24 protein-coding genes and 1 riboswitch are annotated in these 23518 nt (G+C 62.3%); of the genes, 3 read left to right on the top strand and 21 right to left on the bottom strand.

Annotated elements, in window-relative coordinates:
* Positions 1 to 33: 33 nt before the first annotated feature.
* A complete protein-coding gene (locus I6L36_RS18950; RefSeq protein ID WP_041205620.1) occupies positions 34 to 1371 on the bottom strand; it encodes an IS4-like element ISAeme15 family transposase in 1338 nt (445 codons plus the stop codon).
* A gap of 156 nt (positions 1372 to 1527) precedes the next feature.
* On the opposite strand from I6L36_RS18950, the gene I6L36_RS18945 reads away from it, so the two are divergent.
* Positions 1528 to 2241 (top strand): protein ligase, encoded by a 714-nt coding sequence (locus tag I6L36_RS18945; protein ID WP_109112275.1) that lies wholly within the window; start codon positions 1528 to 1530, stop codon positions 2239 to 2241.
* 201 nt (positions 2242 to 2442) lie between these two features.
* On the opposite strand, the gene I6L36_RS18940 is transcribed toward I6L36_RS18945, so the two are convergent.
* Complete coding sequence (locus I6L36_RS18940) at positions 2443 to 3819, bottom strand: sodium:alanine symporter family protein (RefSeq protein ID WP_109112276.1); 1377 nt, start codon at positions 3817 to 3819, stop codon at positions 2443 to 2445.
* A 250-nt stretch (positions 3820 to 4069) separates the two neighbouring features.
* Positions 4070 to 4180, bottom strand: a riboswitch (glycine riboswitch).
* A 506-nt stretch (positions 4181 to 4686) separates the two neighbouring features.
* On the opposite strand from I6L36_RS18940, the gene I6L36_RS18935 reads away from it, so the two are divergent.
* Positions 4687 to 5835: a type III PLP-dependent enzyme gene (locus tag I6L36_RS18935; protein WP_010673490.1), complete on the top strand. Its 1149-nt coding sequence runs from the start codon at positions 4687 to 4689 to the stop codon at positions 5833 to 5835.
* Positions 5836 to 5900: 65 nt separating this feature from the next.
* Here the strand turns inward: I6L36_RS18935 and I6L36_RS18930 are convergent, their stop codons facing one another.
* The 3 genes from I6L36_RS18930 to yfcD all read right to left on the bottom strand — a co-directional run bounded on the left by I6L36_RS18930 (position 5901) and on the right by yfcD (position 8107).
* Complete coding sequence (locus I6L36_RS18930) at positions 5901 to 6869, bottom strand: calcium/sodium antiporter (RefSeq protein WP_109112277.1); 969 nt, start codon at positions 6867 to 6869, stop codon at positions 5901 to 5903.
* Between the two features lie 124 nt (positions 6870 to 6993).
* Positions 6994 to 7464, bottom strand: a complete 471-nt coding sequence (locus tag I6L36_RS18925) for a peroxiredoxin (protein WP_109112278.1) — start codon at positions 7462 to 7464, stop codon at positions 6994 to 6996.
* 112 nt (positions 7465 to 7576) lie between these two features.
* The gene (gene yfcD, locus I6L36_RS18920; protein ID WP_102948786.1) at positions 7577 to 8107 is read right to left on the bottom strand and encodes an NUDIX hydrolase YfcD; all 531 of its coding nucleotides are present in this window, start codon (positions 8105 to 8107) and stop codon (positions 7577 to 7579) included.
* A gap of 177 nt (positions 8108 to 8284) precedes the next feature.
* Here yfcD and I6L36_RS18915 point away from each other — a divergent pair, with 177 nt between their 5' ends.
* Positions 8285 to 8500, top strand: coding sequence for a DUF1107 family protein (locus I6L36_RS18915; protein ID WP_216986786.1), 216 nt, complete (start codon positions 8285 to 8287; stop codon positions 8498 to 8500).
* Positions 8501 to 8595: 95 nt separating this feature from the next.
* On the opposite strand, the gene I6L36_RS18910 is transcribed toward I6L36_RS18915, so the two are convergent.
* The 16 genes from I6L36_RS18910 to I6L36_RS18835 form a co-directional block, all read right to left on the bottom strand.
* A complete protein-coding gene (locus I6L36_RS18910; protein WP_010673485.1) occupies positions 8596 to 9339 on the bottom strand; it encodes an amino acid ABC transporter ATP-binding protein in 744 nt (247 codons plus the stop codon).
* Positions 9340 to 9352: 13 nt separating this feature from the next.
* Positions 9353 to 10447, bottom strand: coding sequence for an amino acid ABC transporter permease (locus I6L36_RS18905; protein WP_010673484.1), 1095 nt, complete (start codon positions 10445 to 10447; stop codon positions 9353 to 9355).
* Between the two features lie 9 nt (positions 10448 to 10456).
* Positions 10457 to 11644: an amino acid ABC transporter permease gene (locus I6L36_RS18900; RefSeq protein WP_254052373.1), complete on the bottom strand. Its 1188-nt coding sequence runs from the start codon at positions 11642 to 11644 to the stop codon at positions 10457 to 10459.
* Between the two features lie 62 nt (positions 11645 to 11706).
* Positions 11707 to 12726: an amino acid ABC transporter substrate-binding protein gene (locus I6L36_RS18895; protein ID WP_010673482.1), complete on the bottom strand. Its 1020-nt coding sequence runs from the start codon at positions 12724 to 12726 to the stop codon at positions 11707 to 11709.
* A 460-nt stretch (positions 12727 to 13186) separates the two neighbouring features.
* Positions 13187 to 13498 (bottom strand): DUF2845 domain-containing protein, encoded by a 312-nt coding sequence (locus I6L36_RS18890; protein WP_029313965.1) that lies wholly within the window; start codon positions 13496 to 13498, stop codon positions 13187 to 13189.
* On the bottom strand, positions 13483 to 14496 hold the full coding sequence (locus tag I6L36_RS18885; RefSeq protein WP_216986785.1) for an ABC transporter permease: 1014 nt from the start codon (positions 14494 to 14496) through the stop codon (positions 13483 to 13485). The genes I6L36_RS18890 and I6L36_RS18885 overlap by 16 nt, the downstream gene beginning before the upstream one ends.
* A 79-nt stretch (positions 14497 to 14575) precedes the next feature.
* Positions 14576 to 15457, bottom strand: coding sequence for an ABC transporter ATP-binding protein (locus I6L36_RS18880; RefSeq protein ID WP_109112282.1), 882 nt, complete (start codon positions 15455 to 15457; stop codon positions 14576 to 14578).
* 137 nt (positions 15458 to 15594) lie between these two features.
* Positions 15595 to 16206, bottom strand: a complete 612-nt coding sequence (locus I6L36_RS18875) for an FKBP-type peptidyl-prolyl cis-trans isomerase (RefSeq protein ID WP_010673478.1) — start codon at positions 16204 to 16206, stop codon at positions 15595 to 15597.
* A 191-nt stretch (positions 16207 to 16397) separates the two neighbouring features.
* Positions 16398 to 17123, bottom strand: a complete 726-nt coding sequence (locus I6L36_RS18870) for a copper homeostasis protein CutC (RefSeq protein WP_039039289.1) — start codon at positions 17121 to 17123, stop codon at positions 16398 to 16400.
* A gap of 41 nt (positions 17124 to 17164) precedes the next feature.
* Positions 17165 to 18067 (bottom strand): ROK family protein, encoded by a 903-nt coding sequence (locus I6L36_RS18865; protein ID WP_109112283.1) that lies wholly within the window; start codon positions 18065 to 18067, stop codon positions 17165 to 17167.
* Positions 18068 to 18175: 108 nt separating this feature from the next.
* Complete coding sequence (locus tag I6L36_RS18860) at positions 18176 to 18682, bottom strand: GNAT family N-acetyltransferase (protein ID WP_039039287.1); 507 nt, start codon at positions 18680 to 18682, stop codon at positions 18176 to 18178.
* On the bottom strand, positions 18670 to 19485 hold the full coding sequence (locus I6L36_RS18855; RefSeq protein ID WP_010673474.1) for a M48 family metallopeptidase: 816 nt from the start codon (positions 19483 to 19485) through the stop codon (positions 18670 to 18672). The genes I6L36_RS18860 and I6L36_RS18855 overlap by 13 nt, the downstream gene beginning before the upstream one ends.
* A 152-nt stretch (positions 19486 to 19637) precedes the next feature.
* Complete coding sequence (locus tag I6L36_RS18850) at positions 19638 to 20612, bottom strand: PstS family phosphate ABC transporter substrate-binding protein (RefSeq protein WP_109112284.1); 975 nt, start codon at positions 20610 to 20612, stop codon at positions 19638 to 19640.
* Between the two features lie 272 nt (positions 20613 to 20884).
* Entirely contained in the window at positions 20885 to 22180 is a 1296-nt protein-coding gene (gene phoR, locus I6L36_RS18845) for a phosphate regulon sensor histidine kinase PhoR (protein WP_010673472.1), read from the bottom strand.
* A gap of 72 nt (positions 22181 to 22252) precedes the next feature.
* Complete coding sequence (gene phoB / locus I6L36_RS18840) at positions 22253 to 22942, bottom strand: phosphate regulon transcriptional regulator PhoB (RefSeq protein WP_010673471.1); 690 nt, start codon at positions 22940 to 22942, stop codon at positions 22253 to 22255.
* Positions 22943 to 23044: 102 nt separating this feature from the next.
* The gene (locus I6L36_RS18835) at positions 23045 to 23455 is read right to left on the bottom strand and encodes a VOC family protein (RefSeq protein WP_010673470.1); all 411 of its coding nucleotides are present in this window, start codon (positions 23453 to 23455) and stop codon (positions 23045 to 23047) included.
* Positions 23456 to 23518: the final 63 nt, after the last annotated feature.

Here is a 23518-nt window from a genome sequence, read left to right as displayed (position 1 = left end):
TTGCACCAAAGCCCCGCCATGCGGCAATGCTGTTCACTTAAGCGGAGCCGCATTGCGATTTACCGGAAAACGGGTCTTTGATATCTTCACCGCCCTGGGTCTCGATGGCCTGGGGCGTTTTTCTATGAACATGACGCCTATGCAGCCCCGCAACTCCGCCAACCTCCGTGGCGTATGGGCTGGCGATAACGCGCCCGCCATCACTGCCATCTGGTTCGCGATGAACTGACAGGCAAACTTAAAGCTCACCTCATTGGGCGCTCGCTGATGGGCTACGGCGGCCTGGCTGGCCTCCCGCCTGACCAGATTGTATCCAAGCAGCAATCCCCACAGCTCCTGATAGACCAAGTCCACTTTCTTGCTTCTCAGCGTGATGGCGTTGTGCTGCATCGCGCTTTTGATATCCCGGTATCCCAGCTCGATTTCCCAGCGCTCGTGGTACAGGGTCGCCACCTGAGCTGCACTGAATCGCGCCACGGGCAGGGAGGTAAAGACCGTTTTCTCCTTGCCTGCCACCTCATAGGTCACTGCGCGAACTTGCCAGTGTGTCGGCAACGCCGGGTTTTTCTTGCTAGCCTGAGGCGAGACCGTCATTTGCAACAGACGGTCACCGTCGCCATAGCGCTCAAGTTCCGTGTATACCAGCCCCTTGCGTTCCGGGATGAGCCAGTGACGGTCGGTGTCTTCGGCCTGAATACGCAGCAACAGGTCGGCACCGAAGAAGCCTTTATCCAGCAGGGTCACTGACTTGTCCGGCAATGAGTGAATGAACTCGCTGGCCAGGGGGATTTCCCCTTTGCGGTACGGGCTGATGGCCGCGTTGGCAATGACATGCGAGCGGACATTCATGAGCGTGACCAACCGCAGCATCGGGTAGGGTGTCTGCCGGTTGGTTGAGGTGTTACCCGAGCCGAAATGTGCTCTGAGTTCAGGCATATCCTGGGTTCGGAACAGGGCCCCATCGATGGCAAAGACCTGTAAACCGTGCCAATGGTCTTCAGGATAACGTTCCCGCCCCCACACATCGGCGCACTGTTTGAACAGCCACTCGAGCGGCTGTTTGCCGAGTCGCTGACGGGCCTGAGACAGGGCACTGTCCGCGAGCAAGGCATCATTGGCCAACCCTTCTGCACAGATGTTGAGGCGCCGAGCGACCTCGGAGATGGGCTCATTGCGGAAAAAGGCCATCCCCACGACGAGCCACAAGACCATATCAGAAGGTAAGCGGCGTCGGCGGATAGTGGCCTTTTCAGACAAGGCGGCAGCGGCAGTAATCCATTCGTCGGGAATATGGTCGGCAAAAATGGCCAGCCGAGCCAGCATGTCGCCAGATGCCTCAACAACATCGTTCAGATCGTTTGCAATAGACATAAAAAATCCGGAACTAGTGATTGGTTCCGGATTGTCCTACAGCAGAAGGATCGGTCAATGGATCCTTAACTGATCAGCATTGCCGCCATGCGGGGCTTTACCTTGTTTGCCCCCGCGCGTACTGTGCTTGGCAGCCTCTGCCTAAGGATGCCTTTCATGCCTTATACCCTGCTGCCCCCGCCGCCCGCCCACCAGACACCCGACCAGATCCTGGCCGAGGAGCAGCGCTGGCTGCGGGAGTGCGCCGATGACGGCGAGCCCAGGGCCCTCCTCTGGCAGGGCCCCCAATGCCTCATCGTCACCCGCAAGGACACCCGTTTGCCCCGCTACCAGGCCGCCTGCGAGCAGCTTGCCGCCGAGGGCTGGCCGGTGTTCGTGCGCGACAGCGGCGGCACCGCCGTGCCCCACGGCGCCGGCATCCTCAACCTCTCCCTCATGCTGCCCCGCACCACCACGGATCTGGCCCACTACTACCGGCTGCTGGGGGCGCCCCTGCTCGCCCTGCTGGAGGAATACGGTCTTGCGGGCAGCTACGACTTCGTACCCGGCTCGTTTTGCGACGGCCAGTACAACCTGGTGATCGGGGGGCGCAAGGTGACCGGCACCGCCCAGCGCTGGCTGGCGCCGGGCCGGGATCACGACGGCGCCGTGCTGGCCCAGGCCATGCTGCTGGTGGCGGGGGATGTGGACGAGGGCACCCGGATGGCGAGCCGCTTCTACGAACTGGCCGGGGGCGAGCTGCGCTTTGCTCCGGGCACCTCCACCACCCTGGCCCACGCCATTGGCTGGCAGGGGGATGAGGCGGCCCTGGTGAGCCGGGTGAGCAGTGCGCTGGCGCAGCGGCTTTCCGGAGATATTCCCTCCCCCTGACCCCCTGGGGGCAACAAGCGCTGCCATTCATTGCGTAAAATGCAAAAAAGCCACGATGAGCGTCGTGGCTTTTGCGTGTTTCGCACAGATATTATCAGAAGATCCGGGATCAAGCCCCGGATTTTGCCATCCCAGCCCGGATCCCGGTTGACGCCATGGACAGGGGCCCGGTGACAGGGCCGCCCGCAGGCCCGCTTCTCATCAGGCCGTCTGCGGCTCGGGCTCGGATTCCGTATCCCGGTCCCGACTGAAGTAGGCGCGGGTCTCGGCAATCACCACGTGGCGCAGGCCGATGAGGCCGATGAGGTTGGGCACCGCCATCAGGCCGTTGACGATGTCCGCCAAGAGCCAGATCAGGTCCAGATGGAGGAAGGCACCGCTCGCCACCAGCACCAGATAGATGAGGCGGTAGGGTTTGATCGCCTTCACCCCGAACAGGTACTCGGTGCAGCGCTCGCCGTAGTAGTTCCAGCCAAGGATGGTGGTAAAGGCGAAGAACAGGAGGCCGATGCTCACCAGATACTGGCCCACATGGGCATCCAGCCCCTGGGCAAAGGCCTGACTGGTCATGGCCGCACCGCTTGCATCGCCGCTCCACACCCCGGTCACCACCAGCGTCAGGCCGGTCATGGTACAGATGATGAGGGTGTCGATGAAGGTGCCGGTCATGGAGACCAGCCCCTGCTCCACGCAGGAATCGGTCTTGGCCGCCGCCGCCGCGATGGGGGCCGAGCCCAGACCCGACTCGTTGGAGAAGACCCCGCGCGCCACCCCGGACTGGATCGCCAGCATGATGCCGGCACCGACGAAACCGCCGGTGGCCGCATGGCCGGTGAAGGCGCTTCCGATCACCAGCATGACCGCATCGGGCAGGGCGCCTGCATTGTTCACCAGCACCCCGGCACAGGCGACGATGTAGAAGATGGCCATGAAGGGCACCACCTTGCTCGACACACTGGAGATGGACTGGATACCCCCCAGGGTCACCAGCGCCACGATCAGGGTCAGCACCACGGCGGTCACTTCACGGGGTACCGAGAAGGAGAGGCTCATGGCATCACTGATGGCGTTGACCTGGGGGAAGGTACCGATGCCGAAGAAGGCAACGCCGATGCCGAACAGGGCAAACAGCTTGGCGAGCGGCCTGGAGCCGAGCCCCTTCTCCAGATAGTACATGGGGCCACCCGCCATCTGGCCGTTGGCGTCCTGCTGGCGATATTTCACCGCCAACAGGCACTCGGCATACTTGGTGGCCATGCCGAACAGGGCGGCCATCCACATCCAGAACAGGGCGCCCGGGCCGCCGAGCTTGATGGCGGTGGCGACCCCGACGATGTTGCCGGTGCCGATGGTGGCGGAGAGGGCGGTGCACAGGGCACCAAAGCTGGAGACATCCCCCTGCTTGCCCTGCCCCTGATCGCGGCCAAAGACCAGCTTGAGGGCCAGCGGCAAACGCACGATCTGAAGCAGACCCAGACGCAGGGTGAGATAGATACCGGTCCCGACCAGCAGGATCAGCAGGGGGGGACCCCAGATAAAGCTATCGATGGCGGCGAGCGCCGATTGAATTGATGACATGCATCCTCCTTAAAAAACAACGATTAAGGAGGAGAAGGATGATCTTCCCATAGGTGTCGCGATCGGCCAGAGGCGATCGGATGCGGGCCAAAAACGTGTTCACACTCTTGCTGCGAGGCCGTGATCAAGGCTCATGCGCTGCTCGAAAGCCTCATGTATTTACATACACTCCGGTTCCTGCGCTGCTCTTTACCTTGCTGACGACCTCTCGTTACAGACCGTGAACAGTTTCAAGCTCAGGTACAACCATCCCATCCCCTCTGTCCTTTTGCCTGAGAGTTTCCGGCGCCAGATTGCGATGCAATCACGGTGCCTTGCTCCTTCGGCGCCCGATTCAACGGGTCTCTCCAGAGTATCGTCCAGTAGCAGTCCACACCGGTTGCCCGGTACCTGAAAGATTCACTTCTTCGGTGGATGGTTGCCCATCGCTCTCCTGCTACCTTCATCCGAACTAGTTTGGATCAGGAAGCGGGCATGGTAATCCAAAAAATGTGAGCTGTCTCGCACTCCCTGGCCCCGGCGTCCCCTTTTTACCTGGCCGCAACCCCCAGGCCTGATGTTATTAGTTCGTTAACTATCAACAGCTTATCAAGCTCCCTTAGGGGGTGCTCCCCATCACGGCCCTGATCGCTTCCCGTATCAAGAGCCTGTTTCGTCTCGACCAGAAAAACTTGCCGACATATCCAATCAAAATGCTTGCACACAAACTCAATAAGCCGATAATCCCGCGCATAACTAAGCACTTTGCAAGGGAGTTATGCAATGTGCCTGGTGGGTCCCTCCGGACCGCTCGCCTGAGCCGGCCGTCGCCGGTTCAATCGCATATGGCTTGGGCATATCACGCCCCCTAAGGACTATCAAAAGAGAATGAACGAGACCCTGGTCGCACAAGATTACCGTCAGTTGGTTGAACAATTCGGCTCCCCCCTGCTGCTGCTCGACAAGGCAGCCGTCCGCAAACAGTATCGGGCCCTGGCGGCCGCCCTGCCCGATGTGCGCTTGCATTATGCACTCAAGCCCCTGCCCCACGAGGCGGTGGTCTCTGTCTTGAAGGAAGAGGGGGCCTGTTTCGATCTGGCCACCAATGGCGAAGTGGATCTGGTGCGCAGCCAAGGGGTTCGCCCGGGACGCTGCATCCATACCCATCCCATCAAGCGTGACAGCGACATCCGTTATGCCCTGGAATTCGGCTGCACCGTGTTTGTCTATGACAACCCGCTGGAGCTGGAAAAGTTCCTGCCCTACAAGGATGAAGTGAAACTGCTGCTGCGGGTCAGCTTCCCCAACCCCGAGACCAAGGTCGATCTTTCCAAGAAGTTCGGCTGCACCCCGGAGCAGGCACTGCCGTTGCTGCAACTGGCCCAGGCCAAGGGGATCAAGGTGATGGGGCTGTCGTTCCACGTCGGCTCCCAGGTGCCCCACGCCCGTCGCCACGTGCAGGCCATCGACGCCTGCCGCGAGATCATGGAGCAGGCCTGGGAGCTAGGGCTCAAGCCCTGGGTGCTGGATATCGGCGGCGGCTTCCCGGTGGACTATGACGGCGGCGAGTTCGACATCGACGGTTTCTGCGCCCCGATCCGCGAGGCCCTGGCCAAGCTGCCCGCCACGGTGCAGAAGATTGCCGAGCCGGGCCGCTTCATCAGCGCGCCGGCCATGACCTCGGTTTCCAGCGTGATGGGCAAGGCCCACCGCGGCGACAAGATCTGGTACTACCTGGATGACGGTCTCTACGGCAGCTACAACGGCCAGCTCTACGACCACGTCACCTACCCGGTGAGCACGCCCTATGCCCACGGCGAACTGCACAATGCGGTGCTCTCCGGCCCCACCTGCGACAGCGTGGACGTCATCCGCGACAGCATCATGCTGCCGGATCTCGAGATCGGCGAGCTGGTGGTGGGTCGGGTGATGGGGGCCTACACCTGGGCCTCCGCCTCCACCTTCAACTTCTTCCCCAAGGCGAGCATCCTGATCCTGGACAGCGCCCAGAAGCAGAAGCTGGTTGCCGTGGCCTGAGACCAGGACCCGCGCACAAAAAAGAGGGGACGCCGCGGCGTCCCCTCTTTCATTTCATCACCAGACTAGATGAACTGGCTGGTCAGCAGCCAGCCGGTGTAGGCGACGAAGCAGGCGAGCAGCACGCCCCCCTCCAGCCGGTTGATGCGCCCCTGCCCCTTGCGGCCCAGACACATCACCAGCAGCAACAGGGTAAGCCCCATCATGATGCTCCAGTCGCGGGAAAGCACTTCGGGCGCCACCTCGAGCGGGTGGATGCCGGCGGCGATGCCCACCACGGCCAGGGTGTTGAACAAGTTGGAACCCAGCACGTTGCCAAGGGCCAGATCGTGCTCGTTCTTGCGGATGGCGATGAGGGACGATGCCAGCTCCGGCAGGGAGGTCCCCACCGCGACTATGGTCAGGCCAATCACCAGATCGCTGATGCCAAAGCCCTGGGCGATGGTCACCGCCCCCCACACCAGCAGACGGGAAGCCCCGATCAGCAGCACCAGGCCAATGATGAGCCAGAGGATGGCGCTCTTGAGAGACATGCCCTCGGAGACGATGTCCTCCTCGGTATCTGTATCCAGCGCATCCCCCTTGCCGTTCATGCCGGCCCAGATGGACCAGCCCATCAGCACTGCGAACACGGCCCCCAGAATGGCGGCATCCATCCGGCCCAGATTGCCATCGATGAGCAGGGCGCCGGAGAGCAGGGTGATGCCGAGCAGGATGGGGATCTCCTTGCGCACCACCTGGGAGGCGACGGCGATGGGGCTGATCAGGGCGGTCAGACCCAGGATCAGGGCAATATTGGTGATGTTGGAACCATAGGCATTGCCGAGCGCGAGCCCGGGATTGCCCTGGGAGGCCGCCAGCGCGGAGACCACCATCTCGGGGGCCGAGGTACCAAAACCGATGATCACCATGCCGATCAGCAGCGGCGGCATACCGGCGTAACGGGCGGTGGCGGCGGCGCCGTCCACGAACTTGTCGGCACTCCAGACCAGCAACGCCAGTCCGGCAATCAGGGCAACAAAAGCCAGGGTCATATTGTTCTATCTCATCCACGGCAAACACGAGAGCCAGGCAAGTTGCCTGGCTCCATCCAAACGCGGCCTCAGTGTAACGGGGCCGCTTGCTATTTCAAGGTGTAATCAAACACCGATTAATCTTTCACAGCACCGCCAGCAGGCTCTGGGCATCCGACACCTCGAACTTGCCTGGCGCCTCCACGAAGAGCCGCTCCACCACACCATCGTTGGCGATGAGGGCGAAACGCTGGGCCCGCACGCCCCCGAAGGCCCCGGTCTCCTTGGCCAGACCCAGTGCCCGGGTCCAGCTGCCGTCACCGTCCGCCATCATGGTGATGGCAGAGGCGTTCTGGGCCTCTTGCCACGCCTTCATCACGAAGGCGTCGTTGACCGACAGACAGCACAGTTCCACCCCCTTGGCCCTGAACTGATCGGCCAGCACCACATAACCCGGCAGGTGAGCGTTGGAGCAGGTGGGGGTGAAGGCGCCGGGCACCGCAAAGAGCACCACCCGCTTGCCGGCAAACAGGGCCTGGGTATCCTTCACCTGCTTGCCCTCGGCGGTGATAAAGGTAAATTCCCCTGCGGGCAGGGATTGACCGACCGTGATCATGATGACACATCCTTCTGTGGTTCAAAGAGGCCCAGTCTACCCCATTCCACTAGAAGGCGAAGGGGTCCATCGAGCAGCAACCAAGCGATCGGGGAGCGAACGCCTGTCGCCCCTATTTCTGGCCTGATGGCAGGCGCCTTGCCTGCCAGGTGGCGATGGCGAGCAGGGAGTCAGGCGTGAACTCGTCCGCCCGATCGGCTATCTCGCCCAGGCTCATCCAGTGCACCTCGCTCACCTCTTCGGCCTGCAGTTGCAGCGGCCCCTGATAGTGACAGCTGAACAGGCCGCCCCAGACCCGGTAGCGGCTGCCGCTCGCCTCCCCTTCGGCATAGAAGGTGCCGTAATCCTGCAGGGGCACGTCGCGGATCCCCAGCTCCTCGGCCAGCTCCCGCCGGGCGGAAAGGGCCATGGCCTCCCCCGTGGTCACCACGCCACCGGCGCAGGCATCCAGCATGCCGGGGCAAAAATCCTTGCTCGGGGTGCGCCGCTGCACCAGGATGCGCTCACCCTCATCCAGCACCAGGATGTAGCTGGCACGATGACGCAGGTTTTCCTGACGCACCCTGGCGCGCTCAGCCACCCCGATCACCCTGTCCTGCTCGTCTACTATGTCCACCCACTCCACGTGCGGCACCTTTGTCATGTCTGCAATGGCCGCAGTATATCGGGCCCCGGACCCGGACTCTCACTACTTTTTCAACGCCGGGGCTGCACGCCAGCCGATCACAAGACAGATTCATACAAATCTTTATCAAGTGTCACATCAGTGTCACGGTCCGTCGGCATAGTGTGCCTTGTCCAAACAACAGGGTCTCTTGCCATGAAGGTGTTCAAGCAGTGGTCTCCCCGTCGAATTGCTCGCTATATCAAGAGCTTCCATCATGGAAGTTTCATGGTTGAAGCACTGGGGCGGTTTGAGTTTCAAGGGGGGATCATCGATGTGAAGCCGTTGAGCTGTCATCAGGCGCTGAGCCTGGCCCGGCAGATCAACTTGGCCGTGCGCGATCTGCGCACCACCCCCCTGTTGCCGGGCTGACATACTCCTTTCTGTCTGTCGTCGACTTCCATGTACACATTTGCCCGCCGCTCATTCGAGCGTGCGGGCTGTTTTTCTGAAGGTTGTGCCCTGCCTCAGTGCTGCAGGATCTGGGAGAGGAAGAGCTTGGTCCGATCGGACTGGGGGTTGTCAAAGAACTGATCCGGCACGTTCTCTTCGATGATTTGCCCCCGGTCCATGAAGATCACCCTGTCCGCCACCTGCTTGGCAAACCCCATCTCGTGGGTGACGCAGAGCATGGTCATCCCCTCGTGGGCCAGCTCCACCATCACATCCAGCACCTCCCGCACCATCTCGGGATCCAGCGCAGACGTCGGCTCGTCAAACAGCATGACCTGGGGATTCATGCACAGACTGCGGGCGATGGCGACCCGCTGCTGCTGGCCACCGGAGAGCTGCCCCGGATACTTGAGCGCCTGTTCGGGGATCCGCACCCGGCGCAGGAAGTTCATGGCGATCTCCTCGGCCTCCTTGCGCGGCAACTGCTTGACCCAGATGGGCGCCAGGCAACAGTTCTCCAGCACGGTCAGATGGGGGAAGAGGTTGAAGTGCTGGAACACCATGCCCACCTCCCGGCGCACCGTCTCGATGTTCTTGAGATCGGAGGTCAGGGCCGTGCCCTTGACCAGGATGTCTCCGCTCTGGTGCTCTTCCAGCCGGTTGATGCAGCGGATCATGGTGGACTTGCCCGACCCCGATGGTCCACAGATGACGATCTTCTCCCCTCTGCCCACCTGCAGGTTGATGTTGCGCAGCACGTGAAACTCACCGTACCACTTGTTGACCTCTTTCAGTTCGACAACTGCGTCCGTTTTCATATCAGAACGACTCCTAATGCTTGTGACCCGTGTTGAGTTTGCGCTCCAGATAGATGGAGTAGCGGGACATGCCAAAACAGAACATCCAGAAGATCATGGCGATAAAGACATAAGCTTCGGTGGAATACCCCAGCCAGGCCGGATCCGCCAGGGCCACCTTGGAGATGGCCAGCAGATCGAACAGCCCGATGATCAGCACCAGGCTGGTGTCCTTGAACAGGGAAATAAAGGTGTTCACCAGGGAAGGAATGGTGATCTTGAGGGCCTGGGGCATGATGATGAGACCCATCACCTTCCAGTAGGAAAGCCCCAGGGCATCCCCCGCCTCATATTGCCCCTTGGGGATCGCCTGCAGCCCCCCTCTCACCACCTCGGCCACATAGGCCGCCTGGAACAGGATGATGCCGATGAGCGCCCGCAGCAGCTTGTCGAGCTCCACCTCGGTACTCATGAACAGTGGCAGCATCACGGACGCCATGAAGAGCACAGTAATGAGCGGCACCGCCCGCCAGAACTCGATGTAGACGGTACAGAGGCTGGAGATGACCGGCATGTGGGAGCGACGCCCCAGTGCCAGCAGGATGCCGAACGGCAGTGCGACCACTATGCCCACCACCGCCAGCACCAGGGTGAGCATCAGCCCGCCCCAGCGGTTCGTTTCCACCACCTCCAGCCCCGCTCCCCCATGGATGAGGAAGAAGGCGATGACAGGGAACACCAGCAGGGTGAAGAGCGCCAGCCACCCCTTGCGCGGGGTCTTTGGCCAGATGAGCAAGGCCAGCAGCGCCGCCAGACCGGCGAAGGTCAGGTTGATGCGCCAGTACTGATCAGCCGGGTAGAAGCCATAGAGATACTGCCCCAGCCGGCTTTCGATGAAGATCCAGCAGGCACCGCCCTGGACGCAGGCCTCGCGGCTGCTCCCCTGCCAGGTGGCCGAGAACAGCGCCCAGTCCAGTGCAGACCAGATGAGTGGCAGCAACAGATAGGCCAGCACCAGAGTCAGCAGGCCGTTCCACCAGTTGGGGAAGAGGTTCTGCCTGATCCAGGCGAGCGGCCCCCGACGGTGGTTGGGAGGCGGCAGCGCCTCCTGCAATTCATTCACGAACATGACAGCTCCCTAGCGCTCAACCAGCGTCATTCTGCGGTTGTAGATGTTCATCAGCACCGAGGTGGTGATACTGATGACGAGATAGACCCCCATGGTCATGGCGATGACCTCGATGGCCTGCCCTGTCTGGTTGAGAGTCGTCCCCATGAACACCGAGACCAGATCCGGGTAGCCGATGGCGGTCGCCAGGGAGGAGTTCTTGGTGAGGTTCAGATACTGGCTGGTCAAGGGAGGAATGATGACCCGCATGGCCTGGGGAATGATCACCAGCCGCAGCGTCTTGGTGGGCGAGAGCCCGAGGGCGGAAGCCGCCTCCGTCTGCCCCTTGCTGATGGCCAGGATGCCGGATCGCACTATCTCGGCGATGAAGGCCGCCGTATAGATGGTGAGCGCCAGCAAGAGGGCCGCGAGCTCCGGCAGCACCGTCAGCCCCCCCCGGAAGTTGAACCCCTGCAACGCAGGCACGCTCCAGCTGAGCGGGCTGCCCGCCAGCAGGAAGGTGATCCCCGGGAGCAGCATGACCAGGGCGGCCACACAGCGCCAGAACGGGAAGATCCTGCCGGTCAGGGCCTGACGGCGGCGAGCCCAGCGGCCCAGCCCCCAGCTCAGCAGCACCGCGAGCACCAGTGCCCAGAGCACGTAGCCGAATCCCTCTTCGAACAGGGGCTTGGGCAGATAGAAGCCCCGCACGTTGAGGAAGGCGAGCCCGCCTATATCCACGCTCTGACGCGGGGAAGGCAGGGTACGCAGCACCGAGAAGTACCAGAAGAAGATCTGCAGCAGCAGCGGGATGTTGCGAAACGTCTCTATGTAGACGGCCGCTATCTTGGCCACCAGCCAGTTGCGCGACAGGCGCGCGACCCCGAGTGCGAACCCGAGCAGGGTGGCAAACAGGATGCCGAGCATGGAGACCAGCAGGGTGTTGAGCAGGCCCACCACGAAGGTGCGACCGAAGGTATAGGTCTCGTCGTAGGGGATGAGGCTCTGCAAGATGCCGAAACCGGCCGTATTGCCCAGAAAATCAAAGCCTGTAGTGATACCACGGGTGGCCAGATTGGTCAGGGCATTGTTGACGATGTAGAACAGGAACCCGATAACCGCCGCGATGGCCAGGCACTGGAAGAGCAGCGCCCGCACCTTGGCGTCATACCACCAGCGGCCCTGTTCTTTCCTATGGTTTGATGCGTGTAACGCCATGAGGATGACTCCGACAAAGCCAGGGAAAACATGGGGGGCCAGGCCCCCCGGTGACTGTCGACTCAGCGGATGGGTGGCGCGTACATCAGACCGCCCTTGTTCCAGAGGGCATTGATGCCGCGATCAATCTTGAGGGGGGAGCCGGCACCGACGTTGCGATCGAAGGATTCACCGTAGTTGCCGACCTGTTTGACGATGTTGTAGGCCCATTTGTCATCCAGCCCCAGCACAGTCCCTTTGGGCTCTTCCAGCCCCAGCAGGCGACGGATGTCAGGGTTGGTGGACTTGAGCATCTCGTCCACGTTGGCAGAGGTGACCCCGGCCTCCTCGGCATTGAGCATGGCATTGAGGCTCCAGCGCACCACCTTGAACCACTGATCGTCACCCTGACGCACGGCTGGGCCCAGCGGCTCCTTGGAGATGACCTCCGGCAGCACCACAGCTTCCTCTGGCTTGGTGAGCTTGATCTTGAGGGCATAGAGCTGGGACTGATCCGAGGTCAGCACGTCACAGCGGCCAGCTTCGAAGCCCTTGACGGTCTGATCCGAGGTATCGAACACCACTGGGGTGTACTTCATGCCGCCATTGGCGCGGAAATAGTCAGCCAGGTTGAGCTCGGTGGTGGTGCCGGACTGGATACAGACGGCGGCACCGTCAAGCTCCTTGGCGCTCTTGACCCCGAGGGACTGCTTGACCAGGAACCCCTGCCCGTCGTAGTAGTTCACCCCGGCGAACGTGAGGCCCAGCGACCCATCCCGGGTCAGGGTCCAGGTGGTATTGCGCGAGAGCAGATCCACTTCCCCGGACTGCAGGGCGGTAAAGCGCTCCTTGGCGGTGAGGGAGACATACTTGACCTTGCTGGCGTCCCCCAGTACCGCGGCGGCCACGGCGCGGCACACGTCCACGTCGAGCCCGGTCCAGGTTCCCTTGGCATCCGGGTTGGAGAACCCGGGCAAGCCGTCACCGACCCCGCACTGCACGAATCCCTTCTTCTTGACGGCATCCAGCGTACCGTCCGCCCACGCATTGGCTGCCATCAGCGACAGCGCCATCACCATACCTGCCTTGTGTATCTGCTTCATGTCACTCTTCCCTGTGGTTTGATTCGAACAGGCATCAAAATCTAGCGAGATGCCATCGTTTCCCTGCTTTTTGGCAGCTTATCCAGCCGCAGAAAAACCTGTCAATCGGTGCAATCCGGCCCAACCATGGTGCAACAGAACAAAATATCTAAACGGGGGAATATGCACTCTCAGAATCAAAAGTAGACCCTTATTTGCCAAATAGCCTGCTGCTTAAAACCCTTCTTGGCATGAGGATTATTTTTCAAAAATAAATCGGCTGCACCGCATTGGGGCAGCCATTTCTGCTGACAACTGACTCATCAGATTCAGTTTTATGCCAAAAGCACCAGAGTGAGGCAGCATGACTCCATATGGAAAAATGGCGATAACAGGCAGGGAAAAGCAACAGAAAAAGAGGTAAAAGGCGGGGAAATGGCGACCTCATCTCCCGCAGGCTGGGCTTCAGAAAACCAGGAGGTCATCCTCCCCGTGGACCATCCGCAATGTCGGTGATGACTCCGTTTTCGACGGTGACAAACTGCATGAATTCCCGCTTGCCGAAGTTGTAGGTCCAGCGCTCGGCATACTTGACCGTCACTCTCGCCCCGAAGCCGTTCTCCTCGAAGCGGGTGAGATCTTCCTTGAGCATCGGCTGGCCGCAGCGAACCAGCAGCTCTGCCGTGGTGTCTCCCTCGGTCAGCAAGGCGTTCTTGCAACGCAGGGTACCTGCCTGCACAGGCAAGGCCGCCACCAGCAACAACCACAGAACAGGTTTCATTTTGCACTCCATTTGAACAGTATGGCTCCCAGCGAGATGCACACCAGGGCGAACACCATGACCTGACCCAGAGGGCCTGCCACCTCCTGCCATCCCGCCCCTTCCAGCATCACGGCGCGGGCTGCTTCGATGATCTGGCTGAGGGGCAGCCTGGCCGCAAGCTGCTGCAGCCAGGCGGGCGCGCCTTCCAGCGAGAACCAGACACCGGATAAAAACATCATGGGCAAGCTGATGAGATTGAGCAAACCGCTCGCCAGCTCCTCGTTCTGCAGGCGAGCGGCGATGAGCAGGCCAAGGGAGGCCATGGCCGTTCCTCCCGCCAGGGCGATCACCAGCAGCAGCCACCCCGACCCGATGAGGGGCACATCCAGCAGCCAGTAGGCCGCGCAGAAGACCAGCAGGCTCACCACCAGGGTGATCAGCACCCGTGACAGCAACTGGGCGAAGAGAAACTCCAGCGCGCCGAGCGGCGTGGCTCGCAGCCGTTTCAGCACCCCGTTCTTGCGATAACGCACGATGACAAACCCGACCCCGAACAGGCCGGAGAACATCAGGTTCATGCCGATCACCCCGGGCAGCAGCCAGTCGCCGTAGCGGATGGCGCGCCCGCTCAGGGACTCTCTTTGCAAGGGCTCCTGCACCGCCTGGCGCAGCAGATACTCGGCCATGGCCCCCTGAGGGGCGTCCGGGTTTATCCAGTAACGCCCCCCGGCGGGTGAGAGCAGCAGGTCCAGCTGATGGTGACGGACCTTGAGCTGGCCTCTCGACGCCTCGTCATAGGGGATGATCTTGAGCAGCGGCACGGCGCGCAGCGGGGCATAGGTTGCGGGCAGTTCCCCCACCACCCCGATCTGCACCAGCGGTTTGGGCGGGCCGGAGAAGATGAGGGAGAAGCCGATGACCAGCAGGAGCGGGAAAAGCAGGTTCCACACCAGGGCCGCGCGATCGCGCACGAACTCGAGGGTGCGGGCATAGAAGAGCGCCCCGATGCGGTTGAGGGATCCCTTCATCGTCCACTCCCGGGATTGCATGTCGGCAAGGCGTACCACAGCCCGGAGGCCACGGTCAGACAGAACTCGGTCATCCCTCTCATGCGCCGCTCCGCAGGCTGTGGCCGGTCAGGTTCAGGAAGAGATCTTCCAGATTGGGGGAGCGCACCTGCATGCCGGTGAGCGGCACACCAAGATCCAGCAAGGCTGGCAGCAGGGTCGCCACGTCGGAGCAACAGAGCTCCACCTGATCGCCGACCGGACGCAGGGGATAGCCGAGCCCAGCCAGGGCCGGGTGCCCCCCAAGGCGCACCAGTACGCCGTCGAAGTGTTGAGCCAGCAGGGCAGCCGGCGTATCCAGACTGAGCAGGTGGCCGTGATCGACGATGGCAATCAGATCGCACAGCTGCTGCGCTTCGTCCATGTAGTGGGTGGTGAGCACCACCGTCTTGCCCTGGGCCTTGATCGCCTCTATTCGCTGCCAGAAGTGGTGGCGCGCCTGGGGATCCAGTCCTGTGGTGGGCTCATCCAGAAACAGCAGTTCGGGATCCCCGAGCAGGGCCAGAGCCAGCAGCAGGCGCTGACGCTGGCCCCCCGAGAGCTTGCGACTGTCCCTGTCAATGAACTCGCCCAAGGCGCACAGATCGATTAGCAGCTCCCGTGGCAAGGGATTGGGGTAGAGGCTGGCGAACAGGCGCAGGGTATCGCGCACCGTCAGGAAATCCTGCAGCGCCGTGTGCTGGAACTGGATGCCGATGCGGGAGCAATAATCCGGGCCGCGCGGGGCGCCGTGAAACAGGATCCGGCCGCTGTCCGGGGTGAGGATCCCCTCCAGCAGCTCTATGGTCGTGGTCTTGCCCGCCCCGTTCGGGCCGAGCAGGCCGAAGCAGCTGCCGGCGGGAATGGCAAAACTGAGCCCGTCCACCGCCTTGACGCCGGGGAAGTGCTTGACGAGATCGACGACCTCGATGATGGCTGCCATGGCGTGTCTCCCTCACATGGCCGGAATGGACGACGCTCTGACTATATCCAAATCCCCGCCGAAGGCACATGGCCCGTTTGGGCGGTCCAAAAACAAACGGCGACCTCAGGGTCGCCGTTTGCATCACGCCAGCCGGATCACAGGATGTCCAGCAGCTCCACTTCGAATACCAGAGCAGAGTATGGCGGGATGGAGCCGGCACCACGGGCACCGTAGGCCAGATCCTGCGGAATGTAGAGCTTCCACTTGGAGCCAACCGGCATCATCTGCAGCGCTTCCACCCAACCGGCGATCACGCCGGTCACCGGGAACTCGGCCGGTTGGCCGCGAGCAACGGAGCTGTCGAACACGCCACCGTGGGTGAAGGTACCGTGGTAGTGCACGCGCACGGACTGACCGGCAACCGGCACGGCGCCATTGCCTTCGACCATGACTTCATATTGCAGACCGGAGTCGGTGGTCTTCACTTCGGCGCGCTTGGCGTTGTCGGCCAGGAAGGCTTCGCCTTCGGCGGCAGCGGCCTTGGCGGCAGCTTCCTGCTCTTCCTGCATGCGGGCGGTGATGACCTGGAAGGCATCGTTGATATCGTCACGGCTGACCGCGAACTCTAGGCCGTTCAGGGCATCTGCCAGACCTTGTTGCAGGGCCGGGATATCCAGACCGGCGAAGGCTTGCTGAGCCAGTTGGTCGCCCATGTTGCGGCCGATGCCGTAGCTGGCCTTCTGTTCGATAGAGTCGTATTGGGACATTGAGAGGTTGCTCCGGGTCCTGATGGTAAAAGAGACGGGATGATAACAGACTTTTTTGCACCGTGCTGCCAAGACGCCTCTCAATTGCCCGCCGGTGGGAGACGCCTCACATCGGCCCCCTCATCCCCGCCCCTTCTCCCGCAAGGGGAGAAGGGAGCAAAACAGAGCACCATGCCGCCGCACGGCCTGTATCAGGCCCTGTCCAGCAACGCCCGCACCGCCGCCACCTTGGCGCCGTCGGTGATGTTGACCCGGCCGTCGTCCGAGGTGCCCATGTTCACACCATGGGGCACCATGCCGCCGCGCCAGCCCATGCCGGACATGTGCACTTCATTGACGCCGGTGAATTCGATGATGGTGCGCACGTTGTCGGCGTTGACCCCGGCCCCCGGCATCAGGCTGGCCCGTCCCGCCAGCGCCTGGTGCATGGCCTGCAGGGTTTCGAGCCCCGCCAGCGCGGTCGGCGCATGGCCGGAGCTCAGAATGCGCTCGCAACCCGCCGCGACGATCGTCTCGAGATCCAGCCGCCAGTCGGAGGAGAGATCGATGGCCCGATGGAAGGTGACGCCGAGCGGCCCCGCCGCCTCGACCAGTTGCCGGAGCTTGCCTTCGGGTACCCGTCCATCTTCATCCAGCAGACCGACCACCACCCCTTGCAGGCCGGCGGCACGTGCGGCGGCGATATCCTGCAGCATGATGTCGAACTCCCCCTCGCCAAAACAGAAATCCCCGGCACGGGGCCGGATCATGGCGTAGACGGGGATGGTGGCGTGGCGCGCCACCTGCTGCATGAAACCATAGGAGGGAGTGAGGCCACCCAGCCCCAGCGCAGAGCAGAGCTCGATGCGATCGGCGCCGGCCGCCTGGGCGGTGAACAGGGATTCGAGGTTGTCGATACAGATTTCAAGACGGGTCATGATGACTCCTTGTTCGGGGAGATCAGACCCTCTGTCCGATCTCACAGATTGAGCAGGGCTGCACCGCGCACACCGCCGGCTCCACCGAAGCGGGCCTCGCGGATCGCCGGCAGGGCGACACCGGGCAGCAGGTGGCCGGGCAGACGTTTGGGCAACTCCTCATAGAGGGCTGGCAGGGCGCTCAGGCCGCCCCCCAGCACCACCACATCGGGATCAATCACCGAGATGGCGGTGGCGAGGCCGGCGGCGATGATCTCGAGCCAGCAGTCGATGGTCGAGAGGGCCGCCGCCTCACGGGCATCGGCACGGGCGACGATCTGGTGGCCGCTCATCCGTTCCCCATGAACATGGTGGTATAGCCGCTCCAGGCCCGTGCCCGACGCATAGGTTTCGAAACAGACCAGGCGCCCGCAGCCACAGCGGGGACGGGGCAAATCTGGGTATTTCATCAGGATGGTGGCGGGCAGCGGGTAGTGACCTATCTCCCCCGCCAGCCAGTTGCGCCCCTGGATGAGCTTGCCCGCCAGGTAGACGGCGCCGCCGATGCCGGTACCTATGGTGACGCCGAGGGCGCTGCCAGCACCGTCTGCGGCCCCCTGATGCACTTCCGACCACAGGAAACAGTTGGCGTCATTGTCGACCTTGACCGGTCGGCCCAGCAGCTCGGCCAGATCCGCCCCCAGATGGCGGCCATGGATGGCGGGCAGGTTGGCCGCCACTATGCTCCCGTCGAGGCGATTGAGGATCCCCGGAAACCCGATGCCGACGGCCCCTTTCACCCCGAAGCGCGCATCCGCCGCCTCGACCCGCTCGCGGATCAGCTGCTGCAACCCTTCGTAATCATTGCCGGGAGTGCTCATGCGCTCCTCGTGACAGAGATTCAAGGCGCCGTCATACACAGCGAACGCTATCTTGGTGCCGCCAATGTCAAATCCGTAGTACATGCCACACTCCCTTGTGGTGGACCCGGCCACCTCAGTCTGTCCAGATGGGGCACATTGTATTAATTCGCAAAAAAATAAAGTGACCGGGGACGAAAAACGGGAGCCAGCTCAAAGCAAACGGAACATTTGTCGCTGTTGGCAAGGTTGTCCGAGGCTCATCAGGGTGCGCTCCTGACCGTCGAACATGAAGCCGCGGCGCAGGTAGAATCCCTCGCCGATGTGATTGCCATCCAGCAGCCAGAGCCTGACGCACTCGCAACCGGCCCGGCGCATCTGCACCGCCACCGCCTGCCACAGCCGTTTGCCATGACCCTGACGCCAATGATCGGGATGAAGGTAGAGCGCCCGGATCCGCGCCGTCATCAAGCCTTCCTCCAAAGAGGGCTGCCAGTAGAGCAGGCCGATGACCACGTCGTCCTGGCAGACCAGCATGGGAACGGGGCCGGGCTCGGCGAGCCGGTGTCGCCAGATCTGCAGGTGGTCGGTCACCGCCAGCTGGGCCAGCATGTCGGCCCCCAGCACCTCCCCGTAGGCCGCCAGCCAGCTCGCCCGCTGCATCACCGTCATGGCGGCGGCATCGGCGGGACGCGCCAGGCGCAGGCTTACGCCTTGCACTGGGGAACCAGCCCTGATGCTTTCGCCTGCTGGTACAGGGGCTGCACCTCGGCCTGCTGGGCCTGCAGGTTGGCGATCCGGCTCTGGTCGCTGGGGTGGGTGGAGAGCAGCTGGGGCGGTGCCTTGCCACCGGAGGCGGCGCTCATGTTCTGCCACAGGGTGACGGCTTCGGCCGGGTTGAACCCGGCGCGGGCCATCAGCTCGAGACCGAGCCGGTCCGCTTCGCTCTCCTGGGTTCTGCCATAAGGCAGGGCTATCCCCACCTGGACCCCGAGGCCCAGGGCGGCCATGGTGGCAGCGCCCCCGAGGCTGTCGCTGCTGCCGATGGCGGCGTCCGCCACCGCCAGCCCGATACCGGTCAGCTGATCCCGGGAGAGGCGCTCGTTGGAGTGCTGGGCCAGCACGTGGGTCAGCTCGTGACCGATGACGGTGGCGAGCTGGTCCTGATTCTTGGCGACTTTCAGCAGGCCGCTGTACACGCCTATCTTGCCGCCGGGCAGGGCGAAGGCGTTGATCTCCTTGGAGTCGAACACCACCACCTCCCAGCTGGTGATGCCATAGCTGGCAGGCACCTGGGCGGTCACCGCCTTGGCCACGCAGCCCACATAGGCATTCATCCTGGCATCCGTGCTCACCTTCTCCTGCTGCTTCATCTGGGTGAAGGAATCGGCACCCAGCTGGTTCATCTGCTGGGGGGAGAAAAGCAGCATCTGGTTGCGACCGGTCGGTGACTGGGCGCAGCCGGCCAGCAGGGCGCTGCACAAGGCCGTCAGGGCCAGTCTGGAGAGGGAAGATGCGCGCATGAGAGGGTCCTTTGCCGTGAAGTTGCCCTATTCTCGGAAATGCCGCCGCCCGGCGCAAGCCGGGCGCTGCGCCCTGCGACCAAAAAGATCCTGGGGCGCACCAATGAAAACGAGCCCGCATGGGGCTCGTTTTTCTGCAAGGGCATGTTCTGTTACATGATGCCCAGCTTCTTCAGGTCGGCCTGAACCACCTTGGCCGGGACCGGCACATAGCCGTCCTTGGCAACGATGGTCTGGCCCGCCTTGGAGAGCATCATCTTCACAAACTCCTGCTCCATCGGGGAGAGCGGCTTGTTCGGATGCTTGTTCACGTAGACGTACAGGAAGCGCGACAGCGGGTACTTGCCGGTGATGGCGTTGTCGGAGCTCGCCTCGATGAAGGCCTTGCCATCCTTGGAGAGCGGAACGGCGCGCACGCCGGAGGTGACGTAGCCGATACCGGAGTAGCCGATGCCGTTCAGGGAGGAGGAGACGGACTGTACCACGGAGGCGGAGCCCGGCTGCTCGTTCACGCCGCTCTTGAAGTCACCGTTGCACAGGGCGTGTTCCTTGAAGTAACCGTAGGTACCGGACACGGAGTTGCGACCGAACAGTTGCAGATCCTTGCCGGACCAGCTGCCGTCCAGACCCAGATCAGACCACTTGGTGGCCGCCTTGGCTTCGCCGCACTTGAGGGTGCTGGAGAAGATGGCGTCGATCTGCGACATGGTCAGCCCCTTGATGGGGTTGTCCTTGTTGACGAACACCGCCAGGGCATCGACGGCGACGCGGATGGCGGTCGGCTTGTAGCCGTAGCGCTTCTCGAATGCCTCCTCTTCACCGGCCTTCATGGCGCGGCTCATGGGGCCAAACTGGGCGACGCCCTCGGTCAGGGCAGTCGGTGCGGTGGAAGAACCGGCGGCCTGGATCTGCACGTTGACGTTGGGATACATGCGCTTAAATTCTTCGGCCCACAGGGTCATCATGTTGGCCAGGGTGTCCGAGCCGACAGAGGACAGGTTGCCCGAGATGCCGCTGGTCGGTGTGTATTCCGGCAGGTCTTTATCCACACCGGCAGCCAGAGCGCTGACAGAAAACAGGGTTGCTGCGGTGAATCCGATGACACCAGCCAGTTTGTTGAGTTTCATCCAATCTCTCCAAGTCCAAGGTTGCAGAAGGCAATCGTCAGGTTGACGTCTAACGTGGTTGACACCCGATCGCAATGATCCGTGGGCCAGCACCACTCCTTCTCCAGTGTTACAGAAGGTCCGTTCTTTAAGACGGCGCCAGTATCTGGCCTGGCAGTGACAAATTTATGGAGTTTATATGACACTTTGATGACATGGGCCGAGAGTGGCCCGGATGAAAAAAGGGCTGCGATGCAGCCCTTCTCTCGTTGCTAACACATTGACACAAAAAATTATTTCACCAGCACCATGCGGGCGGGAATAAGAAAGCTGAAGCGGCTGCCCGCACCGACCCGGCTCTCGATATCGAGATGGGCATCGTGATGACTCAGGGCATGCTTGACGATGGCAAGACCGAGCCCGGACCCTCCGGTGTGGCGCGAGCGGGCCTTGTCGACCCGATAGAACCGCTCGGTGAGCCGCGCCAGATGCTCGGGGGGGATCCCCTCCCCCTCATCCTGCACCGCAAACAGCGCCATGCTCCCCTGCTTGCGCCACTCCACAGTGATCTTGCGCCCCGCCGGGGTGTAGTGGATGGCGTTGTAGACCAGGTTGGAGACGGCGCTGCGCAGCTGATCCTGATCCCCGCGCACCAGCAGATTGGGCTGAACCATGAAGACGATCTCGTGGGCCCGCTCGCCGGAGAGCGCCCGCGCCTCCTGCTCCAGCAGCCCCAACATGGCGGGCATGTCCACCAGATGGGAGAGATCCACGGTGGGCGCCGCCTCGATGCGCGACAGGGTGAGCAGCTGGTTGACCAGATTGTCCATGCGGATCGTCTGCTCCATCATCACCTTGTGCGCCTTGGCCCACATGGCGGGGGGCGGCGGCTCCTCGGTCATCTCCAGATACCCCTTGAGCACGGTGAGGGGGGTGCGCAGCTCGTGAGAGACGTTGGAGACGAAGTGCTTGCGCGTCTTCTCCAGGCTGCGCAGCCGGGTGACGTCCCGCACCACCAGCATGGCCTGGTCCTCCGCATAGGGCATGATGCGAAATTCGAGGAACTTCTCCTCGTTGATGGGGGAGTGCATCTCGAACGGCTCGTCATACTGCCCCTTGCCCAGATAGGCGACGAAGGCGGGATGACGGATCAGGTTGCCGATGTGCTGGCCTGCATCCTCGGGCCAGCGAAAGCCGAGCAGTTGCTCCGCCAGCCGGTTGCACCAGAGGATGCTGCCGTCGGTGCGAAACACCACGGCCGCATCGGGCAGCGCCTCCGCCCCTTCCCGAAAGCGGCGGATGAGGCCCGCCAGCTCCCGGCGCCGGGCCCGGTGACGCTGCTGCAACTTGTAGATGCCGTTGAAGATGTGCTCCCAACTGCCGCTGCCGTGGGGCGGCACCAGGCTGCGATCGTGCCACAGCCAGTCCGACAGCCGCTTCTGGAAGCGGTAGTGCCAGACCAGGTGCACCACAGTGGCCACCAGCAGGCAGAGAACGAGATGATCGATTAACCAACCTACCAAGACGAAGGGGCTGTAGAAGAACGCCATTCGCCACAACTGTCGCCGCCAGGCGTAAGGTTGCAACATTAAGATCTCCTAGAGACAGCAAAGAGCCGGGTCCAATGCCCGCCAGCAGGCGCTGGCGGCACTGGCCCTGACCTAGAGACGGGTCGAGAAGCGGTAGCCGGCCCCGCGCACCGTCTGGATCAATCTGTCGTGCCCCGTCTCTTCGATGGCCTTGCGCAGGCGGCGAATGTGCACGTCCACCGTCCTGTCCTCCACATACACATTGGTACCCCAGACGTTGTTGAGCAACTGCTCGCGGCTGTAAACCCGCTCGGGGTGGGTCATGAAGAAGTGCAGCAACTTGAATTCGGTCGGCCCCATGTCGAGAGCCTTCTCCTCGGCACTGACCCGGTGGGAAACGGGATCCAGCTTGAGCCCCTGCACCTCGATCACCTCGTCCACCGAGGTGGGAGAGACACGGCGCATCACGGCGTGCAGGCGGGCGGTGAGCTCCTTGGGGGAGAAGGGTTTGGTGATGTAGTCGTCGGCACCGGCCTCGAGCCCGCGCACCTTGTCCTCTTCCTCGCCCCGGGCGGTCAGCATCACCACCGGGATCTGGCGAGTCATCTCATCCTGCTTGAGCTGCTTGAGGAACTGGATACCGCTGCCGCCTGGCATCATCCAGTCCAGCACGATGAGTTCGGGGTAGGGTTCGCGCACCTTTGCCAGTCCATCGGCGTAATCTTCTGCTTCTACTGTTTCATATCCCTTCTGCTCAAGCACGAAGCAGAGCATTTCGCGGATCGGTGCCTCGTCCTCGACCACCAGAATTCGCTTAGCCATATCCCTTCTCTCTCCTCTGTGAAGATGGGTGCGCCAATTATTAGAACTTTCTGTGACACTTTTATGACTTTATGACGGGCGGGATGATAAACGTTTTCAGATTCAGTTGGCAGCAGCGAGTTGCAGCAGGTCCCAGCGATTGCCACTGATGTCCTCGAACACCACCACGGTACCGTAAGGTTCGAGGCGCGGCTGTTCACAAAAATGAACGCCATAGGCCTGCATCCGCTCGTAATCGCCCCAGAAGTCGTCTGTCTCGAGGAACAGGAAAACCCGACCGCCCCCCTGGCGACCGATGGCGGCGCGCTGCTCCTCGTTGGCCGCGCGGGCCAGCAGCAGGGCGGAGCCGGGAGCCCCCTTGGGAGCGACCCGCACCCAGCGTTTGCCCGGTTTGCCCGGCTCGTCGAGGGGGGTGTCTTCCAGTAGCTCGAAGCCCATTCCCCGGGTGAAGAAGGCGATGGCCTCGTCGTAATCCGCCACCAGCAGCGTCAGGGCGCCAATGTGTTGTGCCATGGCATCTCTCCTCAGATAAATGATGGGGCGCATGATAGCCCCGCCCGGCCATGGGCTCCAGCG

This window comes from Aeromonas sp. FDAARGOS 1406, assembly GCF_019048565.1.
GTDB lineage: Bacteria > Pseudomonadota > Gammaproteobacteria > Enterobacterales > Aeromonadaceae > Aeromonas > Aeromonas caviae.
Note: the sequence above shows the minus strand (reverse complement) of the source record. Positions and strands in the feature narration are given on the sequence as shown.